Here is an 18786-nt window from a genome sequence, read left to right as displayed (position 1 = left end):
GCTGATTTAGTAGTGGGCCTGAATAGTACGGATGGCCGTGCTAATCTGTTAAAATTTTCTGCTCCTCTTATTGATCTCTCGATGGCGAGTTTGAAAAATCGGGCCTTCTCCGGGGAAAAACTCCGGATCATCCGAATTTTTTGTCCACACGGACGTTCGGCGGGACAGATAACAGGTGAATGGCGAATTCCGAATCCACCGATGGCGAGCTTCTCGCGGACTGGCTGTCGGCGCGCAGGGAGCGGTCGTTCCGGTTGCTGGTGGAGCGTCATGCCGGGATGGTCCATGCGGCGGCCCGGAGGGTGGCGGGGGATGACGGAGCGGCGGCGGAGGTCTCGCAGGCGGTCTTCATTCTGCTGGCACGGCGAGCCGCCCTCCTTTGCTCCCGCCCGTCCCTCGCCGGGTGGCTCCACATCACCGCTGTGATGCAGGCGAGGAATCTCATGAGGAAAAACCTCCGTGAGTCGAAGAAGCGGCAACAGCTCCTCGCTGAAATGAAAACGACCCCATCACAGGAAGGCGGAGATGGCTGGCAGGAACTCCGCCCCGTCATTGATGAGGCGATCGCTTCGCTCCCGGAGAAGGACCGTGAAACCGTGCTGCTCCATTTCTACCACGCCCTGAGCGTCCCGGAGATCGCCTCACGGCTGGGAATCGCCACCGACGCGGCGAGGAAGCGGCTCGAACGGGCGACTGCCCGTCTGCGCGCGGTGCTTGGGCGGAAGGGCTACCATGCCGGGATCGCATTTCCTGTTGTCCTTTCGCAAGGGCTGGTTGGAGACCTGAGCGCGGTGAACCCGAAGATTTCCTTTCTGGTGTCGAAGGCGTTTTCGACCGCTCCGCTCCATCCGGTTCTTCCCATCCTCGTCATGAAAGCATCCTCCATCCTTCCGCCGGCTGCGGCCGCCGTCATCGCCGCGATCCTTCTGTTGGAGCAGCGGAACGCCGTCGCATCGCTGGAGAGGAAGATTCTCAAGATGGAGGCTGTGCTCACAACCAGGGGGAACTCTGCGATGCCGATATCCACCAACCGACCGGGAGCGAGAGGACGGATGGGTCAGGCAGGAGGAAAAGGCACGATCGATTGGCGTGAGGTGGCGAAAGGGTTGGAGGAAACATTGAGAAGCGGATTCAGCGATGATCTGGAAATGACAAAGGTCCGCCGCTACCTCTCTGGACTTTCTTCCCAGGAACTTCTTCAGGCGCTGGATGATCTGAAGGAATTGGACATTCCGTGGGACACCAAAGAGGCGCTGGCGCAGGAGGTGGTGCGTGGCCTCATGGAGGAAGATCCCGAACTGGCCCTGGAGCGTTTGGTGGGGACGCAAACCCTGGGGACCGAACACCTGTTGACCATCGCTCTCAGAAACCTGGCTGCGAAAGATCCCGCGAAAGCCGTGGAGTGGCTGGATCGCCAGATTGCGGCCGGTCGGTTTGAGTCCGGCTATCTTGATGAGCAAGGCAGGTGGCCCATCGAGTATGAAGCGGAACTCGGTTCTTCGACGTTTCTCACGCATCCCGGAATCATCCGGAAGCGGCTTCTCAATCTGCCGGTTGGAGATCGCAGGGATATCCTCTCCAGATTTGTGATAATGTCCTCCGGGGAACGGGAGCAGAGAGCATTTCTGGAGTTGGTAAGGGATACGTTGCCTGCCGGAGAGAGGGCCTCCGCCATTGCCGCGCAAGCATCAAAAGAGAAAAGCCTCGCTGAAGTGAGCCGATATTTTGATCGGGCCGAAGTATCGGCAGCCGAGAGGGAAAGCATGGTCGGACAGGTGACCAATGCGCATCTGACGAACTACTTTTTCCATCGTCGCCTGACGATGGAGGACATGGATGAAGTGGGCTCCTGGGCAAGCTCGGAAGCACCGGGCGCAGCGGATGAAATCTTGGGCAATGCGCTGGCCAAGGTTTCCAGCTTGAGAGGAGGGAGGACGAACTATCCGGAGTTGGTGGAGCTGTTGGTTGCGCTGAATCAGAAATCTCCGTCGGATATCCGTCTCGTAAGGTTTCTCAGCGGAGAGGGTTCGCTCCGGAATAAAGACCAGGCTGCTTCGCTCGCTGGTTTGATATCGGATGAAGGCCTTCGTCAGCAAATCCTCGGATCGCTTGGAAAATGAAAACGTCCCTGATTCTCGTGGCCCTGATCATCGCATCCGCCTGTGGACTCTGGGTGCTGCAGTCACGCTCCATTTCTGAGCTGAAGCAACGTGAGCGGGTGGTGGCGGAGCGACTTCGTGCCTCCGGATTGTCACTGGAAGAATCAAATATCAACGTCGATTCTCATTCATCGAGAGCGAGACTGAGAAGAGAGGACGAAGCCGTCGCGATGGGAGATGTGGAGAAGCTTATTCAGGCATTCCAAAACGGAACCGGTCCAACCGAAGATCCCGGAAAGTTGCTGGAGGCAATGGACGGGGATCGCGCGGAGATTTTGATCCGGAAGCTGGCGGATGATGCATCGCCGAAGTCTGAAAACCTCAAGGCATTGTTCGCGATGGCGATGATGAAATTAGTGAAAAGCAGACCGGAGGCCGCCCTCGCTCATTTGTCCACGATGGAGGCCTTTTTCACTGATCCGCACGAACGGAAGACGATGGGAGAGGAAGTCACAGGTGCTGCGCTGGGGAACTGGGCACGGACCAATCCTCAAGGTGCCGCGGATTGGCTGAAGGAGCGCAGCCGGGCCAATGGGGAATACGTTTCTGAGCGCATCGCAAGGAACCTCTTGGCGAGCGCCGCTGTAAAAGATCCGGCATTGTCGTTCGATCTGCTGGGGCAGCTGGGTTTGAAGGATGGGAAAGCCGGATTTGCGGCCATCCTTGGTTCCGTGCGGACTGATGGAGAGCGGGATGTCATGCTCGCTGCGATGCGACGACATTTGGCGGGCCTTACTGATCCGGTTGAGAGAGCCGGGTTGGAAAGGCTGGGTTTGCAGAAATTCGCTTCAGGAATTGCCAAGGATGGAATCGATTCCGCGATTCGTTGGGTGGAAACATTGAAGCTGCCCGAAGCGGAGCTTGTAGCTTTCTCCGAAGGCTTGATTGGCAAGGTGCGGACTGCGGAAACCGGAGAGTGGATCGGCTGGGTGAGCCGGACATTGTCCCAGGACAAAATCGACGGAACGGTGAGGGCGATGATGGCAAAATGGACGGAAGCTGATCCACAGGCGGCTGGCCAATGGCTTGTTTCCGCCCATGCGGGTTCCGGGAAGACGAGTGCCGTCCGCGCCTATGCGGAGACGGTGGCGAAGTATGATCCGCAGGCTGCAGAGCAATGGGCGCTCACCCTGCCTGACGGAGCCGTCCGCCGCGAAACATTGGAGAACATCCTGAAGTCATTGCCTGCTGACGGGGATGAAAACAAAAAAGCCGCGGCGTCCTTCGCGGAGCGCCACGGCCTTCGTTGAGTCCTTCAGGGAGCGGAATCAGCTCTCGAAATACGTGTAGCCGTTCAGTCCCTCGCGGTAGCGGTCGAGGATCTCGCGGCGTTCCTTCGGGGAGATGCGGCCTTCGGTCACGGCCTTCTCCGCGAAGTTGCGGAAGCGGCTGATCAGTTCCTTCGGATCGTATTCCACGTAGGTGAGCACGTCGGCCACGGTGTCGCCCTCGACTTCGTGGGTATAGACCGGCTTCCCGTTCTCAAGGTGGACGCCCACGACGTTGGTGTCGCCCAGCAGGTTGTGGAGGTCACCGAGGGTTTCCTGGTACGCACCGACGAGGAAGATGGCCACGTAGTAAGGCTCATCCGGTTTCAGGTCGTGGAGAGGGAGGATCTTGGCGACGTCCTCCTTGTCGATGAAGCGGTCGATCTTGCCGTCGCAGTCGCAGGTGATGTCCGCCAGCACCGCGCGGTGGCGAGGGCGTTCCTCCAGACGGTGGATCGGCATCACCGGGAAAAGTTGGTCGATCGCCCAGGAGTCCGGCAGGGATTGGAAGAGGGAGAAGTTCCCGTAGTAGTAGTCAACCAGCGTGGAGGACAGCTCGCGGAGGTCTTCCGGGATCTCATCCAGATCCGCGATGAGCTTCGAGATGCGGGTGAGGATGTGCCAGAACCAGGCTTCGCCCAGGCCGCGCTCACGCAGCGTGGCCGCCCCATAGAAGAACTGCGCGCGGAGCTGGTCGCGGTAGTAGAGCGCGTCGTTGTAGCTTTCCTGCAGGTTTTTCGTGGAAAGCGTTTTGTTGATGTCGATGATGTTGATCAGGTTCTGCGGTGCCTTTTCCGGGATGGCCGGTGCCGCTTCGCTGGTCTGCGCGCTGGTCACATCCAGGATGTTGAAGACCAGCACGGAGTAGTAGGCGACGATCGCGCGGCCGGACTCCGAAATGAGGTTCGGGTGGGCGATGCCGGCCTTGTCACAGACCTGGGAAACCGTCTCCACGATGTCGGTGCAGTACTCGGCGATGGAGTAGTTGCAGGAGGAGGCGAAGTTGGTGTGGGAGCCGTCATAGTCGACCGCCATGCCACCGCCGATGTCCAGCACGCCCATCGGCGCGCCTTCCTTCACCAGGTCGCAATAGACGCGGACCGCCTCCGTGCAGCCCTCGCGGATCGCCGCGATGTTCGGGATCTGGGAACCCTGGTGATAGTGGAGCATCTTCAGGCAGCCCAGGTATCCAGCGTCCTTCAGTTGATCCACCACGTCGATGATCTGGTTGGCGCTGAGGCCGAACACGGACTTGTCGCCCGCGGACTCCTGCCAGTGGCCGGAGCCTTTCGTGGAAAGACGGATGCGCACGCCGAGGTTCGGCAGCACGCCGATCTTGCGGGAGCGCTCGAGGATCAGGCTCAGCTCGGACGGCATCTCCAGCACCAGCATGATCTTGAGTCCCATCTTCTGGGTGGTCAGCGCCAGGTCGATGAATTCCTCATCCTTGTAGCCGTTGCAGATGATGTAGGCCTCCGGATCGTGCATGTGCGCCAGTGCGGCGATCAGCTCCGGCTTCGAGCCTGCCTCCAGGCCGTAGTGGTATTTTTTCCCGAACTCGGAGATTTCCTCGATGACCTGCCGTTGCTGGTTCACCTTGATGGGATAGACGCCGCGATACTCGCCACGGTACTTCACATCCTTGATGGCCTTGCGGAAGGATTCGTTCAGTTCGGTGATCCGGGAGTGGAGCAGGTCGCGGAAGCGGAGCAGCACGGGCAGGTGGGTGCCACGGTCGCGCAGGCCTTCCACGACTTCATGCAGGGAAACCTCCGCGGTGGTGTCTTCGTCCGTCAGCTTGACGGTGACATGGCCGGCCTTGTTGACGCCGAAAAACCCGTGTCCCCACGAATCGACCCCATAGAGGTCGGCGGACTTGTCCGGTGACCACGCCTTTTCAGCGGGACGTTTCGGGGATTTACCGGTGGCGGTGGCAGGAGGCGTCATGGGAAGGAGCGAATCGTTAGCACCGCTGGGCGGGGGATCAATGACGAAGATGTGGCGGATGCGGTCAGCGGTCAGCGGTCAGCGGTCAGCGGTCAGCGGTCAGCGGTCAGCGGTCAGCGGTCAGCGGTCAGCGGTCAGCGGTCAGCGGTCAGCGGTCAGCGGTCAGCCGGTTGCGAACTTCCCCATCCTGATGGCCATTGTCTGATGACCGCTGACCATTGACCGAAAGAATGCTTTCCAGTTCGGCGATTCTTTTCGAGAGGCCCCGGCGCTGGAAGGCGGTCATCAGCAGGCCCCCGGCGAACACCAGGGCGGAGGCGGTGGGAAGCCAGTTCCAGAACGTGAAATACACGACCTGTGGCAATTCCAGGGGCTCGTAGCCCTTGTTGGCGCGGTAGTCGATGAACTGCGTCAGCGCCTGTGGAATCATCCCGGTCAATGACAGGATGGAGCCAACCAGCATGATGCGGGGGCCGGCTCCCTTTTCCCGGAGAAAGACCACAGAGGCGCAGATGGCACCTCCCAATGCCAGCAGCAGCACGCAGAAACCGAGCAGTTGGATTTCGGGCGAGGCGAGGTCCATAGGTGGGAAGTGACCCGGAGGAGGATTCTGGAAAATCCCTCTGTCAGATCAAGGTGCGTTGCCGGGAGGCTTCCAGTTGGGGAATTCCTTCTGGAGCTGCTGGCGGAGTTTGTCCGCTTCGTCGTTGTTTCCGTTGCGCTCGCGGAGCTGGATCAGCTTGTGGAGAGCCAGAGGTTTGAGTTCCGCATCCGCCGCGAACTGGACGATCTTGTTGTAGGCGGCGGCGGCGCGGTCGGCCGCCCCTTCCTTGTCGAAAAGATCCCCGTTGAGAATGCCGAGCAGCACGCTGGTGCGGCCGGCCGGATGGAGGTCCTCGGCCTCATTCGCGGCCACCCGTGCTTCCGCGACACGATCAAGGGCGAGCAGGGCGCGTCCCTTGTCCACCAGTCCGTCCGCTTTCCAGCCCGGATTGTCCTCCACGGCCAGCACGTTGTTGGCGGCTGCCAGGGCGCCTTCGTAGTTCCCGGTCTCAAAGCGGGCCTTGCCCAGATAGCGCCAGACTTCCTTGGCGGTCGCACGGGGTTCGTCCGGGTCCGCGATGAGTTCGAGGAAGCGTGCGGCCGACTTGTAGTCGCCGCCGTTATAGGCCTGCATGCCGGCCCACTGGATCGTTTGATCGGCAAGTTCTTCGGAATACCCACCTTCGATGGCGAGGTTGATCTCCGCGGAGAGTTTCTGGGCATCCAGCATGGCTCCATAGGCCATGCACAGCAGGAGGCCGGAGTGCTTGCCGTAGGTTTTCGAGTCCAGGGCGCGGGCCTTCTCCAGATAGGGGATGGCTTCGGCGTGGGTGTTCTGCTTCACCAGCCCCCAGCCGATCCGGAAGTTCGCTTCCCCGGACTGGCTTTCGGTGATGTTCTTTTTGGAGAGCAATCCTTTGTAGCGGGCGATCATGTCCGGGACGTTCTCCTCCGCCCTCCGGAGGCGGGCTGACTCGATCCAGGCCGCGGTGGAGAGATCTTCCGGCATGCCTTCCGCGGTGAGCTGGTCGAAATCGGCGATGGCCTTCGCGTTGTCCCCGCTCTCCGCGTAGGATTGCGCGCGCTTCATCAGTGCGGATGGGGTGCGCCCGTCCTTGGGGAATTTCGTGATGAACTCACCCAGGGAGCGGATGGCGCCCTGGAGGTCACCCGCTTCCGCCAGACACCAGCCACGGTTGTAGAGCAGGCCTGGGAGATTCTGCTCGCTGATCGCGGTGGCATCGATCTCGGCGAATGCTTTCGCGGCCTCCGCGTTGTTGCCGCCGGCGAAAAGGGTTTCCGCCTTCAGCAGCAGGACGGTCTGGATCTTGGGGTCATCCGGCGGGCGGGTCTTGCGGTAGATCTGCAGGAAGCCATCGACCTGGTCAGGCACGTGCCGGCCTTCGATCTGGAAGAAACAGTGGAGCCGGTAATAGGCCGCCAGGAAGGCGAGGTTGCTTTCCGGCACCAGCTTCTCCACCTCGCGGAAAAGCGGCATCGCCTCCTGCGGCTGCTTGTTTTCCATGTAGGCGCGGGCGGCCAGCGTCAGGCGGGCGGCTTCGCGTTCGCCCTGGGCAGGGGCATTGTTGCGTTGGTAGATGGCGATGACCTTTTTGTATTCCTTCCGGTCGAACGCCTGCTTCATCAGCGTGGTCTGGGCATCGGCCCGGAACGCCTCCATGCCCGGATTCGTGAGGATGAACTGGAGATACTTGTCCGCCAGATCATGTTGGCCGAGTTTCGCCGCGGCGTCGGAAGCGTCCAGCGCCGCATCTCCCCGCAGTTCGTTCGGGTTTCCGGCGGAGTTGACCACTTCCTCGAAGAGGGGCAGGGCTTGCTTCGCATCACCGGATTTCAGAAGGATTTTGGCCGTGAAATATTTCGCCTTCGGGACCATCGGCGCACCTGCCGGGTCTTCGATGACCTTCCTGAAAGCGGCCAGCGCCTCCTTGTCCCGGCCGAGCAGGCGGTAGCAGTCGCCCGCATTGTAGGTTCCCCTCGGGCGCTCGGAAGGCTTCGCCGCGTTGAGCGCATAGCGTTCGAAGAGGGGGGCTGCGAAGGCGTACTCGCGCCGGGTGTAGTGCTCGAAGCCCAACTTGTAAGCGGCGAGGGCTGCCCACGGTCCGTCAGGGTAGCGGTTCAGCAGGGTGTGGAAACGCTGCCTGCCGGCATCCGGCTGGCCGCTCTGGTAGAGGGATTCCCCCAGGAAATAGTAGGCGCTTTCCGTGTTCTTGTGGTTTGGAAACTGGCTGATGTAGTTCTCCAGCAACTCCCCGGCATGCTGGAAAATCAGGATGCGGTTCTCCACGTCCGCAGCCTGCACGCCTTGGTTGAAGCGGTTCTTGCAACGCTGGAAGAACGCCTCACCGGGATCCTGTTCGAGGACCTCGTTCACCGGCTCGGCACGCGGCGGCTGGGCCGACAGGGCTCCGGCAGTGAGCAAAAGAAGGGATAACGCGCGGTTCAAGGGATGCGGTGGGTTCAGGGATAGCTCCCGGAGGTGGCTGCACTATTTCTCTTTCGGAGCTTGGGAGGCGAACGAAATGTTCCAGATCCCCGCTTTTTGGCAGGTGTCGATCACGTCAACCATCCGCTGGTAGGGGACGGTCGCATCCCCCCGCAGCCGCACCGGCTGGTTCTTGTAGTCCTTGGCCAGGGCGGTCAGTTTTTCCTGCAGCTCGGGGAGGGTCACGGTGCGTCCCTCCACCCGGATCGAGAGATCCGCGAGGATGTTGATGATGATTTCCCCCCGTTGCTGCTCGGAGTCCGTGCCTTCCTCGGCGGTGGGGACGGAGACGTTCAGCTCCGTTTCGGACTGGGAGAATTGCCAGGAAATGATGAAGAACGCGAGCAGCAGGAACAACACGTCGATCATCGGCACCAGGTTCATGGGTGCCGGAGGCGGTAGGTGACGATTGAACTTCATGGCCGGTTCGGAGTTCAGATGCCGTGCAGATCCGGGCGCTCCGCTCCCAGCGGGCTTGGCGTCGGCATGGCGAAGTCATCACCGCGGCCCCGTGCGGCCGGGGTGGAATAGGACGGACCGGACGGCTGACGCTCGATCTGGCTGTTCAGGATCGCCATCAGGTGTGCGGACGCTGCTTCCAGTTCGGAGACATAGCGGAAGACGCGGCCCCGGAAGAAGGAGTAGAACACCAGCGCGGGAATCGCGATGATCAGACCGGAAGCGGTGGCGATCAGTGCTTCGGAAACACCGCCCGCCAGTTCCATCTGGCGCACGCCCTGGCCCGCCCCACCGGAGATGTGGATGAACGACTTGATCATGCCCAGCACCGTTCCGAGCAGACCCACCATCGGCGCGATGGCGGCGATGTCCGCGAGGTAGGTGATGCGGGAGGTGAGGGTGCCCGCCTGGCGGGAGCCTTCCGCTTCGGCGAGGCTGCGCACCTCGATGAACGGAGCGTTCGGGTTCTTCGTGAGGAATTCCAATGACTTCTGGATCACCCGCGCGATGGATTCGTTCTGCCGGTGGCAGTAGGCGATGAGGCCCAGATAGTCCCGGCGGCGGATCATGGCGTCCGCGGCGCTCATGAACTTGTCACTCACCACCGCGTTGCGGCGGATGGTGGCGAGGAAGACCAGGATGAACAGCACCAGGATCACAGAGATCAGGAGCAGGGCGTACATCGTGTATCCGCCCGCGGCGAAAAGCTCGATGAGTCCTTTCTCCTGGGGAGCGCCGGTAGAGACGGGAGCAGCGGAAACGGAAAGCGCGGAGATCAACATCCCCGCGGTGGTCAGGAGGCGGCACTTCATGAAGTTGTCTGGGAGTTTAGCGACCGCGAGGGTCAACGCAAGCCCGGGGTGCAGGTGCGGATTACGGGAAAACCGGCGATTTCTTTCACCGGAAAGGCGTCGCCGGAATTCCGGTTTGTTTTTTGAAAATCCGGCGATTGGATGCAGAATCAACCACGGATGGCAGGGAGTGACTTGAGATCAAGGCTTGGCGAGGTGCCACATCAACCCGGCGTCTACCTGATGAAGGACCGTCTCGGTTCGATCATTTATGTCGGGAAGGCGCGGGATCTCCGCAAGCGGCTGTCGAATTACTTCATGGCTTCGCGGAAGACCCGCGCGGACCTCAAGACCCGTGCGCTGATCGATTCCATCGTGGATTTCGAGTTCCACATCGTCCGCAACGAGCAGGAGTCGCTGTTGCTGGAGGGCAAGCTGATCAAGGACTACCGCCCGCGCTACAACGTCGCCTTCCGGGACGACAAGCGCTTCCTGCTGGTGAAGGTCCGGATGGAAGACCCTTGGCCGAAGTTCATGACCACCCGTCTGAAAAAGGAGGATGGCGCCCGCTACTTCGGGCCGTTCCCGCATTCAGGGGCGCTCCGGGAAACCATTTCCTGGATCAACCGTGCCTGCGGGCTGCGGGTCTGCCGCCCCGTGGTCCCGGGGGAGACCGACTACAAGCACTGCAACGCGGACATCATCCGCAACTGCGCCGCACCCTGCATCGGGCGGATCGACCGGGCCGCCTATCTCCTGAAGGTGGAGGAGGCCTGCCGGATGCTGGAGGGGAAGGGACGGAAGGAGATGTTCGACAACCTCCGTGCGGACATGGAGCGCGCCGCCGCGAACCTGGATTTCGAAAAAGCGGCGAACCTCCGCGATGTCATGCTCAATCTGGAGAAGACCCTCAGCCCCACGCGCCAGTTCACCCGCGGCCGCGGGGTGCCCACCACCGTGAAGCCGGTGGAGGATCTGGCGGACCTCGGGGAGGCGCTCCACTTGTCCGGGCCACCCCGTGTCATGGAGTGCTTCGACATTTCCAACGTCTCCTCCAATCACATCGTCGCCTCGATGGTGAGGTTCACGGATGGCAAGCCGGACAACCAGAACTACCGCCGCTACCGCATTCGCACGGTGGAGGGGCAGGATGATTTCGCCTCCATGGCGGAGGTCATCCGGCGGCGCTACTCCCGCATCCTCATGGAAAACGCCTCGGCGGATCCGGATGCGGAGATTTCCCAGGAAGACGTCATCGAGGCCCAGCGGCGACTCGCCCGGGAAGGCCGGGCGAAGATCGTGCTGCCGGATCTGGTGATCGTGGACGGTGGCAAGGGCCAGCTTGGCATGGCCGTGCGGGAGCTGGGAAATCTCGGGCTGCATGATTTGCCGGTGATCGGCTTGGCGAAACAGCGGGAGGAGGTCTTCATCCCCGGCCACAGCGAGCCGATCCTCATCCCACACGACCGCGGCGCCCTGAAACTCCTCCAGCGCATCCGGGATGAAGCCCACCGTTTCGCCAACGGCTACAACGCGTTGCTCTACCGCAGGCGGATGAAGGAAAGCCTGCTGGATGACATCCCCGGCATGTCACCACGGAAGAAGAAGCTCCTGCTGGAGAAATTCGGCAGCGTGGAGCGGGTGAAGAAAGCCACCGCCAAACAGATCGCGGAAATCCCCGGAATCTCGGAGAAATCCGCCGCGGCCATTCTCGATTGGCTTTCCTGATGGCATGAGGCCGGTCGTTCAATTCGGTGCGGGAGGAGCCTTCGCCGCCTGTGCGGCCTTCTTCCTCTCCGCCATTTCCAGCACCTGCGCATGGATGGGGGAGTCCGGGTTTTCTTTCAGCCAGCGGTCCACCGCCGCGTGGTCCCGCTGGAGGGCGAAATCGACGGCACTGTTCCACTGGCGTTGGCTGAACTCTTTGCCTTTGAAAACCGGGCCCCGGGCGAGTTCGTCGAGAAGTTCGATTCCTCCCGTGACTTTCCTGTCCCGGATCTGCCCCATGCCACGTGTCGTCCAGTCGGCATCATCCGGGAACGTTGTGATCAGGCTCTCCAGGTCTCTTGCGAGGGAGGCGGCGTTCCGCCGGTTCGCGCCTGACCAGAGGATGCGGTCGAAAAGGGAGGTCGCCGCCCGCCGCACATACGGATCATCGCCACCGCTCGCTTTGAGTTCGTGGAGCCACTACACCCCACTCTCTTTCCCCGCCACCTGGACGATCTGGTTGGTGAAGGTGGCCAGGGCCCGCTCACGGTCTTCCCCCTGGAGAGAGCCGTAGAGCCGTGTGGCGGACGCCGGATCATTGATCATGGCCCCGGTGAGGAGGGCGTTGAAGAGTTTGCTCCTGGTGCTTCCATCGAGATCGGGATTCGCTTCCAGCCAGCGTCGTGCGGCTTCCGGATCCACTTGCGCCCAGCCCGTGAACGACTTGGACGCCGCTTCGGTGGTGATGCCGTTTTTCTTCCAGTCCTCCATCACCGTCTGACCGGCAATCTGACCGGCCCGCATGCTCATCAGCAGATACTCTTCCGGATACTCCCGTGCCGTGGCATTGGATATCTCCAGGATCTGGTTCATCATTTCCCGGTAGTTCGTGTGATCCCTCCGGGAATAGAGTTCGGACATCAGTTGCCTGCGCAGGATGGGATCCCCCGTTTCCAAGGCGCGGAAAACCAGTTGGGGGATCCGGTCAGCCGGTTGCGCCCGGATTTCCTGCTTCAGCCGGGCTCCGGGAGAGGAGGGGCGTTCCACCGGCGGCCGTTCCGCCACGCGTGTTTTGGCGGTAGCTGTCCGGCCATGCGTGCCGCCCGCGCTGTCATGGGCTGTTTCCGATGAGGACGTGATCCGCCCCGCCATGAATCCTACGGTCAAGGTCACGAGCAGACCGGCGGCGATGGTTCCATTCCTCATGGAACGATATCCCTATCTCGGAAGGCCTCCGGGTGTCAATCTGCTGCCGGGACAGGCCCAGGGTCACTTCATTTTGGAAAGCTGCACCCGGAATTTGGTCAAAATTACAACTGATTGCACTGATTTACTGATTCAGAATTGGATAATAGGGCCGCAATGTGAATGAGCGGCAATCGATTCTCTCTCTTCAAATCAGTAAATCAGTGCAATCAGTGGTCATCCAACGACTTTCCTCCAAGCAGCGCTCGAAATGAGGTGGCCCTGGGGACAGGCCGGGACAGCGAGGATCTCCAGAATCACCTCATCGGCCCGGCATTCATGCCCGCCATGTGGCTGAGGAGCTTCTGGTTGAACTCGTCCGCCATGTTGTAGCCCAAGCGGCGGAGCTGTTGGTCCAGCGCGGCGATGGAAACCATCCGGGCGGTGTCCCGTCCGGGACCGACGGGGATCTCCACGTGGGTGATGTGCTGGCCGAGAATCTCGTGGGTTTTCTGCTGGAGGCCCAGGCGGTCCACTTCATTGAGGTCCGCCTGCGGCTTGAGCGTCACGACCAGATCGACGCGCTTCTCCGGGCGGATGGAGGCCAGTCCGTAGAGGTTGGCCACGTTGATCACGCCGATGCCGCGGATCTCCATGTAGCCGCGGGAAAGGTCGGGCGCGGTGGCGGTCAGTTCGCCGCCCACCAGCTTGATGCGCACCATGTCATCCGCCACCAGGGACGCCCCGCGTTCCAGCAGGCCGATCGCGGTTTCGGATTTTCCGGAGCCGCTCTTGCCGATGATCAGCACGCCCACGCCGCGCATGTCCACCATACAGCCGTGCATCGTGACACTGGGTGCGAACTCGTGCTCCAGGCGGATCGTCGCCGCGTTGAGGAACTTCATCGTCACCTGGGAGGTGCCGAAGACCGGGATGGAATGCTCCTTCGCCACCGCCATCAGGTCCTCCCCGATGGTGGCTCCGCGCGCGATGACGATGCAGGGGATGTCACGGTCGCACATCCGGCGGAAACGGTCGGCGCGCATGGCCTCCGGCAGCTTCTTCAGGTAGGAAAGTTCGGAGTTTCCCAGCACCTGGACCCGCTTCGGCGCGAAGTAGGAGAAGAAGCCGGCGAGTGCCAGGCCGGGACGGTTGATCGCCGGTTCGCTGATCGGCCGGTCAAAGCCGACACTTTCACCGTGGAGGGTGAGGCCGAGGGCTTCGGCATGGTTCTCGAAGAACTTTCCGACGGTGATGGAGGCGACGGTTTTGACGCGTGGGGTCATGACTTGTGTCCACTCAATCAAACCCGGGACGTCGCGGCACGCGAAAAGAAATCAGGCTGGCGGACGTATGGCTGTAGTCCGGCGGGCCGCGAAGGGCCTTGTTCATCTCCATTTCATTGCCCGAAATCCCAGAAACCCCATGAAAAGTCTTCTCGCTGCCACTGTTATCGGCTTCCAGCTTGTCGGAACCGGATTTTCCCAGGCTACGACGGTTCTCTATACGACGGACTTCCCGGGGACGGCCACCCAGCCTGGCGATTGGACGGTGATCGATGGCGGGACAGTGACCGGCACCGGAGTAGGCTGGCGCATTGATGACAACGGTGCCTATCGATACCAGAATCCGGATACCGGGATAAATGCCCTCTCCCACTACACAGGGCCTCTTGAGGGTGGAATCGCTTACAACGAGCTGACGGATTTCACGATTGAGGCCACCGTGAGGAGGTCGAGCGGGTCCGTGGTCGGGCTTGCGGGGCGGATTTCAACGTCCAACACCTATTATCATGCACGGATCATCAACGTGAGCAGCATCCCGCGACTCCAGTTGTACAAGTTTGTGGGCGGTTCGCCTGCGGTGCAGCTTGGATCGAACGTAACGCTGGATCCCACCTACGTCGCGGACGCGGCGTGGCGGCTCGTGATGGATTTCAACGGCACCACCATTTCCGCCTACGCGTATGACGAATCCAATACGCTGGCCGCCTCGATCGTTGTGACTGACTCCTCCATTGCTTCAGGATCTGCCGGAGTGAGGGCCCAGGGCACGGGCCGCTACGAGAGTTTCACCATCAGCATCGTGCCGGAGCCTTCGTCGGCCCTGCTCGCGGGCCTGGGTCTGCTCGGTGCGGCTGCGGTCCGGAGAAGGATCTGAGGGAATCCCTTCCCTTTCACTTGAAGAGGGCGTCCACTCCCATTGCTGACTTGCGGAGGAATTTCGGCATCTTCCGTTTGTCCCGTGGCTTGAACACCCGGAAGGCGAAGCCGAGCAGATTGAGGGTGAAGATGTGGTCGATCAGGCGGTAGCCGCGCTTTCTCCGCAGGAGCAGGGAGGCGGCCAGGCCCAGCGTCCGGCCGGTGACCTTCACCGGTTCGAATGAAATCTTCAGCCGGTAGCGTTCGCGGGAGCCCTTCGGCCAGCGCTGCTTGTAGGCCTTCTTCGCGGCGCGCAGTTCGGTGCACAGTTCCCCGTCATACGGCAGCAGGTAGTAACGCCGCGCGAGGAGCAGGATGCCGAAAAGATCCCGCATGTGCTCCACATCCTCCACCGGCAGATCCGCCTCGCGTGCCAGGCTGATCATTTTCGGAAAAAGCGAGAATGCGCCTTCCGCGGATCTCAAGGCCCGTTCCGGATCCTTCACGAAATGCCGCAGCACCTTGCGGACCGCGTGGTTGATGAAAAGAGAATCCCAGTAGGCATGCAGCAACGGCGGGATGCGGACCCGCCGGAAGAACAGCTTCTGGCGGGCGAAGTCCTCGATGTAGAGCAGCTCGTGGATCACCGTGTCCGCCAGCGTGAGGAACTCCATGACGGCGGGATTCCCCACGGATTCCTCCACCGACTTGCCATGGCGGAAGATGTCGATGGCGGCGGTGGCGTTCAGGCGGATCCAAGTGTCATCCCCGGCGTTCTCCAGAAATGGCAACCGGCGGAACCGGTGCCAGCCTCCTGTCTGGCACCATACGGAAATGCCCGCCATGTTTTCCGCCGTGGCGAGCTCCCTGGCGAAGCGTTCGCAGTCCCGGCCGATGTAGGAGGGATACTCTCCGGCGCCCTCGTATTCCCGCCGGGCCTGGAGTTCCAGCAGCTTGCGCTGCGGCAGGCGGAAGAAAGCCCGGTTGAGCGGCAGGTAGCGGAAGAAGTCGCTCTCGCCGTGTTTCATCGAGACGATGAAATGGGGCGAGTCGATGCCCTCAAAGGTTTCCGCCAGCGTCCGGCGGTGCCAGATGAGATCCCCGATCTTGTGTGCGCCGACGGTCCACGTGCGGAGGATGAGGGTGCGGCCGCGGGCTTCGAACTCGGGCAGCAGGTTTTTCAGGAACCGGTTCGTCTCCGCCGCCCCGCGGAGGTGCAAGCGGGTCCGGATGGGGTCGCGCACGTCGTTGCCATCGCTCTCGCCGATGCGGAGGATGAGGCCGTCGAGCTGCGGGAAATCATCGAGGATGCCGCGGACCAGATCCCGGTAGTAGTCCTCCCACGTAACGGCATTCCCCCCGAACGCCGCATCCAGCGCGGGGGTGGACGGGATCACATCCGAGGTCAGGAAAATCTTCAGTCCGCATTCATTCTTCAGGAGATCGAACAGCCTGGCGAACTCCTCACGGAACACGGTGATGCGGTCGCGGATCTTCGGTTCATGGAGCGGATGCGGGGCCAGATGGGCAAGGTCATCCAAAGTGACCGCATTGTAACCAAGCCGGACGACTTCCGTCGCGAACCGGGCGAGATCCTCCCGGATCGTTTCCCATTGGGCCGCCCTGTCCTCCCCGGTGCACAGATGCGTGAACGGGATCTTCGACCAGTTGATGCGGCGCTTTTCATAGCCCCGGAAAAACGGGCCGATGGCGTCGATGAGGAACAGATCCATGGACGGGGCGATTCTTTCCCCGACCATGCCATAGGATAGTCCGCCGATGTGGCGGAATCGTCACCGGAGGAGTCCCGCTCAATCGCGGTCCGCGATGAACAGCGTATGGGTGAAGCGTTTCGCCTTCGGGTAGGCCTTGGCGCTGATCGCCTCGACGTTCTTGAACGTCCTGGAGAGGGTTTTGACGAAGGACTTGTCCTGGTGGGCGGACCAGAAGATGACGCGGCCCCCAGGCTGGAGGGCTGCCTTGATCCGGACGAGGCCGGAGCCTTGGTAGAGGCGCTCGTTGCCTTTCTGGACAAAGGGATCGGGACCGTTGTCAACGTCCAGCAGGATGGCGTGGTAGCGGTCGGGGCCGGATGCCTTGCCGATGATGTCATAGACGTCGCGGACGAGGGTGGTGACTCGCGGGTCGTCGAGCAGCCTGCCGTTGACTTCGGAAAGGTGCTCGCGGTTCCAGGCGACGATCTCCGGCATGAGTTCGGACACGTGGACGGCGGCATCCGGGCCGGTGAGCTCCAGGACGCGCTTCAGCGTGAAGCCGAAGCCAAGGCCGCCGATGAGAATGCGGGGCCGGGGCGGAAGCGTGGCGCAGGAAAGTTCCGCCATCTGCTCCTCGGAGGAGGAGGCGGTGGTGCTCATCAGTTGCAGGCCGGCCACCTTGAGGAAGTGTTGTCCGTCATGCTCGTGCAGGGTCATGGTCGCCCCGTCCGGGGTGCGGGTGGTGGCGAGGGTGACGGTCGGTTTCATGACGTGGAATGTGGCTGGGCCATCCTGGCCCAGGCCGTTGCCGGGGCGTCCCGGGTCTTTCTCCGGAAAGAAGTAAAGACGTCGCCTCACATGGCCAATCCTTATCGGGCAATTCGGAGAATTGCCTTCCTTTCCCTTACTTCGGGATCTCGTTCAGGGTGTACCATGCCTCCGCGTGCCATAGTGGGCTGCCGGAGGCGGACTTCACCCCTTTCGCGTCCAGGTGGTGGACGTGGCCTTTGGTGAGGCCGTCGATCTTGAGCCGGACGGACTTCTTGTCCGGGGAAAGCGTGGCGGCGGTGATCTTCGGAACTGTCTGATCGACTTCCGGGCTGCCATACTTCGACTGGTAGATGTAGGTCCAGGCGTCCATGGAGTAGCTCGCCGGATCACCGGCGGAGTCCCCCGCGGGTTCGGTGAAGTCCAGGGTGAAGCCGTCTTTCTCCGCCTTCATCGTGTGGATCTCGAACGGCGTCACGCCGGTCCAGGTGACGCGCTCGAAGGTGAATGGCTTGCCGCCGCGGGAAGCCCAGCCGCGGCTGGAACCACCGGCGAACAGGTGGCCGGTCTCCGCGTCGAGACGCAGCGGGATGATGCCGGAGCCGAAGCCGTCGAGGAACTTGAATACCGCACCCTGGTAGAGGCCGTTCACCTGTTCCAGGGCGACACGCTGGACTTCCGAGTGGGTCTGCTCACCCACGTAAAGCTGGTTTTCCCATGGCCCGAATTTCCCGCCGGAGACATCCGCGGCGATGCCGGTGGGCGATTGGCCGACTTTCGCATGCGGAAAGATCACGGCGGGCGGGACGAATTCCGGTAGCTTCTCCCGCTCGGTGATGATGCGTGAACCATCGGCTGGCTTAGGCGGTTCCGGCAGGTTGGCCAGGGTGTGATACTTGTTTCCCGTGGGATTTCCCTGGAACGAGCCGGGCTTCAGCCATTTGAGGGAGGAGGATCCGTTCCACGGCCCTTGGTTGTCCGTGTAGAACACATCCCCGGCGTGGTTGAAGCCGATGCCGCCGGGGGAGCGGATGCCGGAGCAGGTGGGGATCATCTTTCCATCCGGGGTGACGCGGACACACCAACCCCGCCAGTCGGATGCGGCCCCGCCCGAGCCGGTCAGGCAGAGGACCACCCAGATGTTGCCCTCCTTGTCCGCCGGGCTGCCGAAGGCGTATTCATGGTAGTCGCCGTTGATGCCCCAGCCGGAGTTGATGGTTTCGAAGACATCCGCCGTCCCATCCCCGTCGGTGTCCTGCAGACGGGTGACCTCCGGACGTTGGGTGAGATAGAGGGAGCCGTCCTTCCAGAAGGCACCGAGCGGTTCGTGGAGTCCTTCCGCGAATTTCTTCCAAGTGACCTTGGACAGGTCCTTCTCATACGCTCCGGAGCAGATCCAGACGTCACCGCGGCGGGTGGTCACGGCGATCTTTTTCTCTGGCATGAGGGCGATGGAACCGAGTTCCATGATCCCTCCATCGGGGAGAGGGATGGGCTCACGGAGGTAATAGTCGGCCTGGGCTGCGAAGGCGGAAGCCATGATGACGAGTCCTGAACCAAGCGGGATGAACGTGCGCGAAGAGAACATGGTGTTTGG

General features: G+C 61.7%; 15 protein-coding genes. 4 read left to right on the top strand and 11 right to left on the bottom strand.

The features are described 5' to 3' along the window. Positions 1–179 precede the first annotated feature (179 nt). Both KF712_13155 and KF712_13150 read left to right on the top strand, forming a co-directional pair. Positions 180–2120, top strand: coding sequence for a sigma-70 family RNA polymerase sigma factor (locus KF712_13155; protein MBX3741937.1), 1941 nt, complete (start codon positions 180–182; stop codon positions 2118–2120). Then, entirely contained in the window at positions 2117–3409 is a 1293-nt protein-coding gene (locus KF712_13150) for a hypothetical protein (GenBank protein MBX3741936.1), read from the top strand. Before KF712_13155 ends, KF712_13150 begins: the two co-directional genes overlap by 4 nt. 18 nt (positions 3410–3427) lie before the next feature. Here KF712_13150 and speA read toward each other — a convergent pair whose 3' ends face one another. The 5 genes from speA to KF712_13125 all read right to left on the bottom strand — a co-directional run bounded on the left by speA (position 3428) and on the right by KF712_13125 (position 9664). After that, on the bottom strand, positions 3428–5374 hold the full coding sequence (gene speA / locus KF712_13145; protein MBX3741935.1) for a biosynthetic arginine decarboxylase: 1947 nt from the start codon (positions 5372–5374) through the stop codon (positions 3428–3430). Positions 5375–5522: 148 nt separating this feature from the next. Further along, positions 5523–5957, bottom strand: a complete 435-nt coding sequence (locus tag KF712_13140) for a hypothetical protein (protein MBX3741934.1) — start codon at positions 5955–5957, stop codon at positions 5523–5525. 48 nt (positions 5958–6005) lie between these two features. Then, positions 6006–8384: a tetratricopeptide repeat protein gene (locus KF712_13135; GenBank protein MBX3741933.1), complete on the bottom strand. Its 2379-nt coding sequence runs from the start codon at positions 8382–8384 to the stop codon at positions 6006–6008. Positions 8385–8426: 42 nt separating this feature from the next. Beyond that, positions 8427–8843, bottom strand: coding sequence for a biopolymer transporter ExbD (locus KF712_13130; protein ID MBX3741932.1), 417 nt, complete (start codon positions 8841–8843; stop codon positions 8427–8429). Positions 8844–8857: 14 nt separating this feature from the next. Further along, positions 8858–9664, bottom strand: a complete 807-nt coding sequence (locus KF712_13125; protein MBX3741931.1) for a MotA/TolQ/ExbB proton channel family protein — start codon at positions 9662–9664, stop codon at positions 8858–8860. Between the two features lie 189 nt (positions 9665–9853). Here KF712_13125 and KF712_13120 point away from each other — a divergent pair, with 189 nt between their 5' ends. Continuing rightward, entirely contained in the window at positions 9854–11401 is a 1548-nt protein-coding gene (locus KF712_13120) for an excinuclease ABC subunit UvrC (GenBank protein MBX3741930.1), read from the top strand. Positions 11402–11419: 18 nt separating this feature from the next. Here the strand turns inward: KF712_13120 and KF712_13115 are convergent, their stop codons facing one another. From KF712_13115 to hprK, 3 genes are all read right to left on the bottom strand, one after another. After that, positions 11420–11818 carry a hypothetical protein gene (locus tag KF712_13115; protein MBX3741929.1) on the bottom strand — a complete coding sequence of 133 codons (399 nt, stop codon included), beginning with the start codon at positions 11816–11818 and terminating at the stop codon, positions 11420–11422. Between the two features lie 42 nt (positions 11819–11860). Next, a complete protein-coding gene (locus KF712_13110; GenBank protein MBX3741928.1) occupies positions 11861–12586 on the bottom strand; it encodes a hypothetical protein in 726 nt (241 codons plus the stop codon). 296 nt (positions 12587–12882) lie between these two features. Then, positions 12883–13851: an HPr(Ser) kinase/phosphatase gene (gene hprK, locus KF712_13105; protein MBX3741927.1), complete on the bottom strand. Its 969-nt coding sequence runs from the start codon at positions 13849–13851 to the stop codon at positions 12883–12885. Positions 13852–13990: 139 nt separating this feature from the next. On the opposite strand from hprK, the gene KF712_13100 reads away from it, so the two are divergent. After that, the gene (locus KF712_13100) at positions 13991–14725 is read left to right on the top strand and encodes a PEP-CTERM sorting domain-containing protein (GenBank protein MBX3741926.1); all 735 of its coding nucleotides are present in this window, start codon (positions 13991–13993) and stop codon (positions 14723–14725) included. A 16-nt stretch (positions 14726–14741) separates the two neighbouring features. Here the strand turns inward: KF712_13100 and KF712_13095 are convergent, their stop codons facing one another. From KF712_13095 to KF712_13085, 3 genes are all read right to left on the bottom strand, one after another. Next, entirely contained in the window at positions 14742–16439 is a 1698-nt protein-coding gene (locus KF712_13095; GenBank protein MBX3741925.1) for a hypothetical protein, read from the bottom strand. Positions 16440–16517: 78 nt separating this feature from the next. Continuing rightward, the gene (locus tag KF712_13090) at positions 16518–17081 is read right to left on the bottom strand and encodes a spermine synthase (GenBank protein ID MBX3741924.1); all 564 of its coding nucleotides are present in this window, start codon (positions 17079–17081) and stop codon (positions 16518–16520) included. A gap of 244 nt (positions 17082–17325) precedes the next feature. Further along, complete coding sequence (locus tag KF712_13085; protein ID MBX3741923.1) at positions 17326–18777, bottom strand: hypothetical protein; 1452 nt, start codon at positions 18775–18777, stop codon at positions 17326–17328. Positions 18778–18786 lie beyond the last annotated feature (9 nt).

It is taken from the genome of Akkermansiaceae bacterium (genome assembly GCA_019634595.1).
Taxonomy (GTDB): Bacteria; Verrucomicrobiota; Verrucomicrobiia; order Verrucomicrobiales; family Akkermansiaceae; genus Luteolibacter.
The sequence above is the reverse complement of the archived record's forward strand: the minus strand, read 5'-3'. Positions and strand labels throughout refer to the sequence as shown.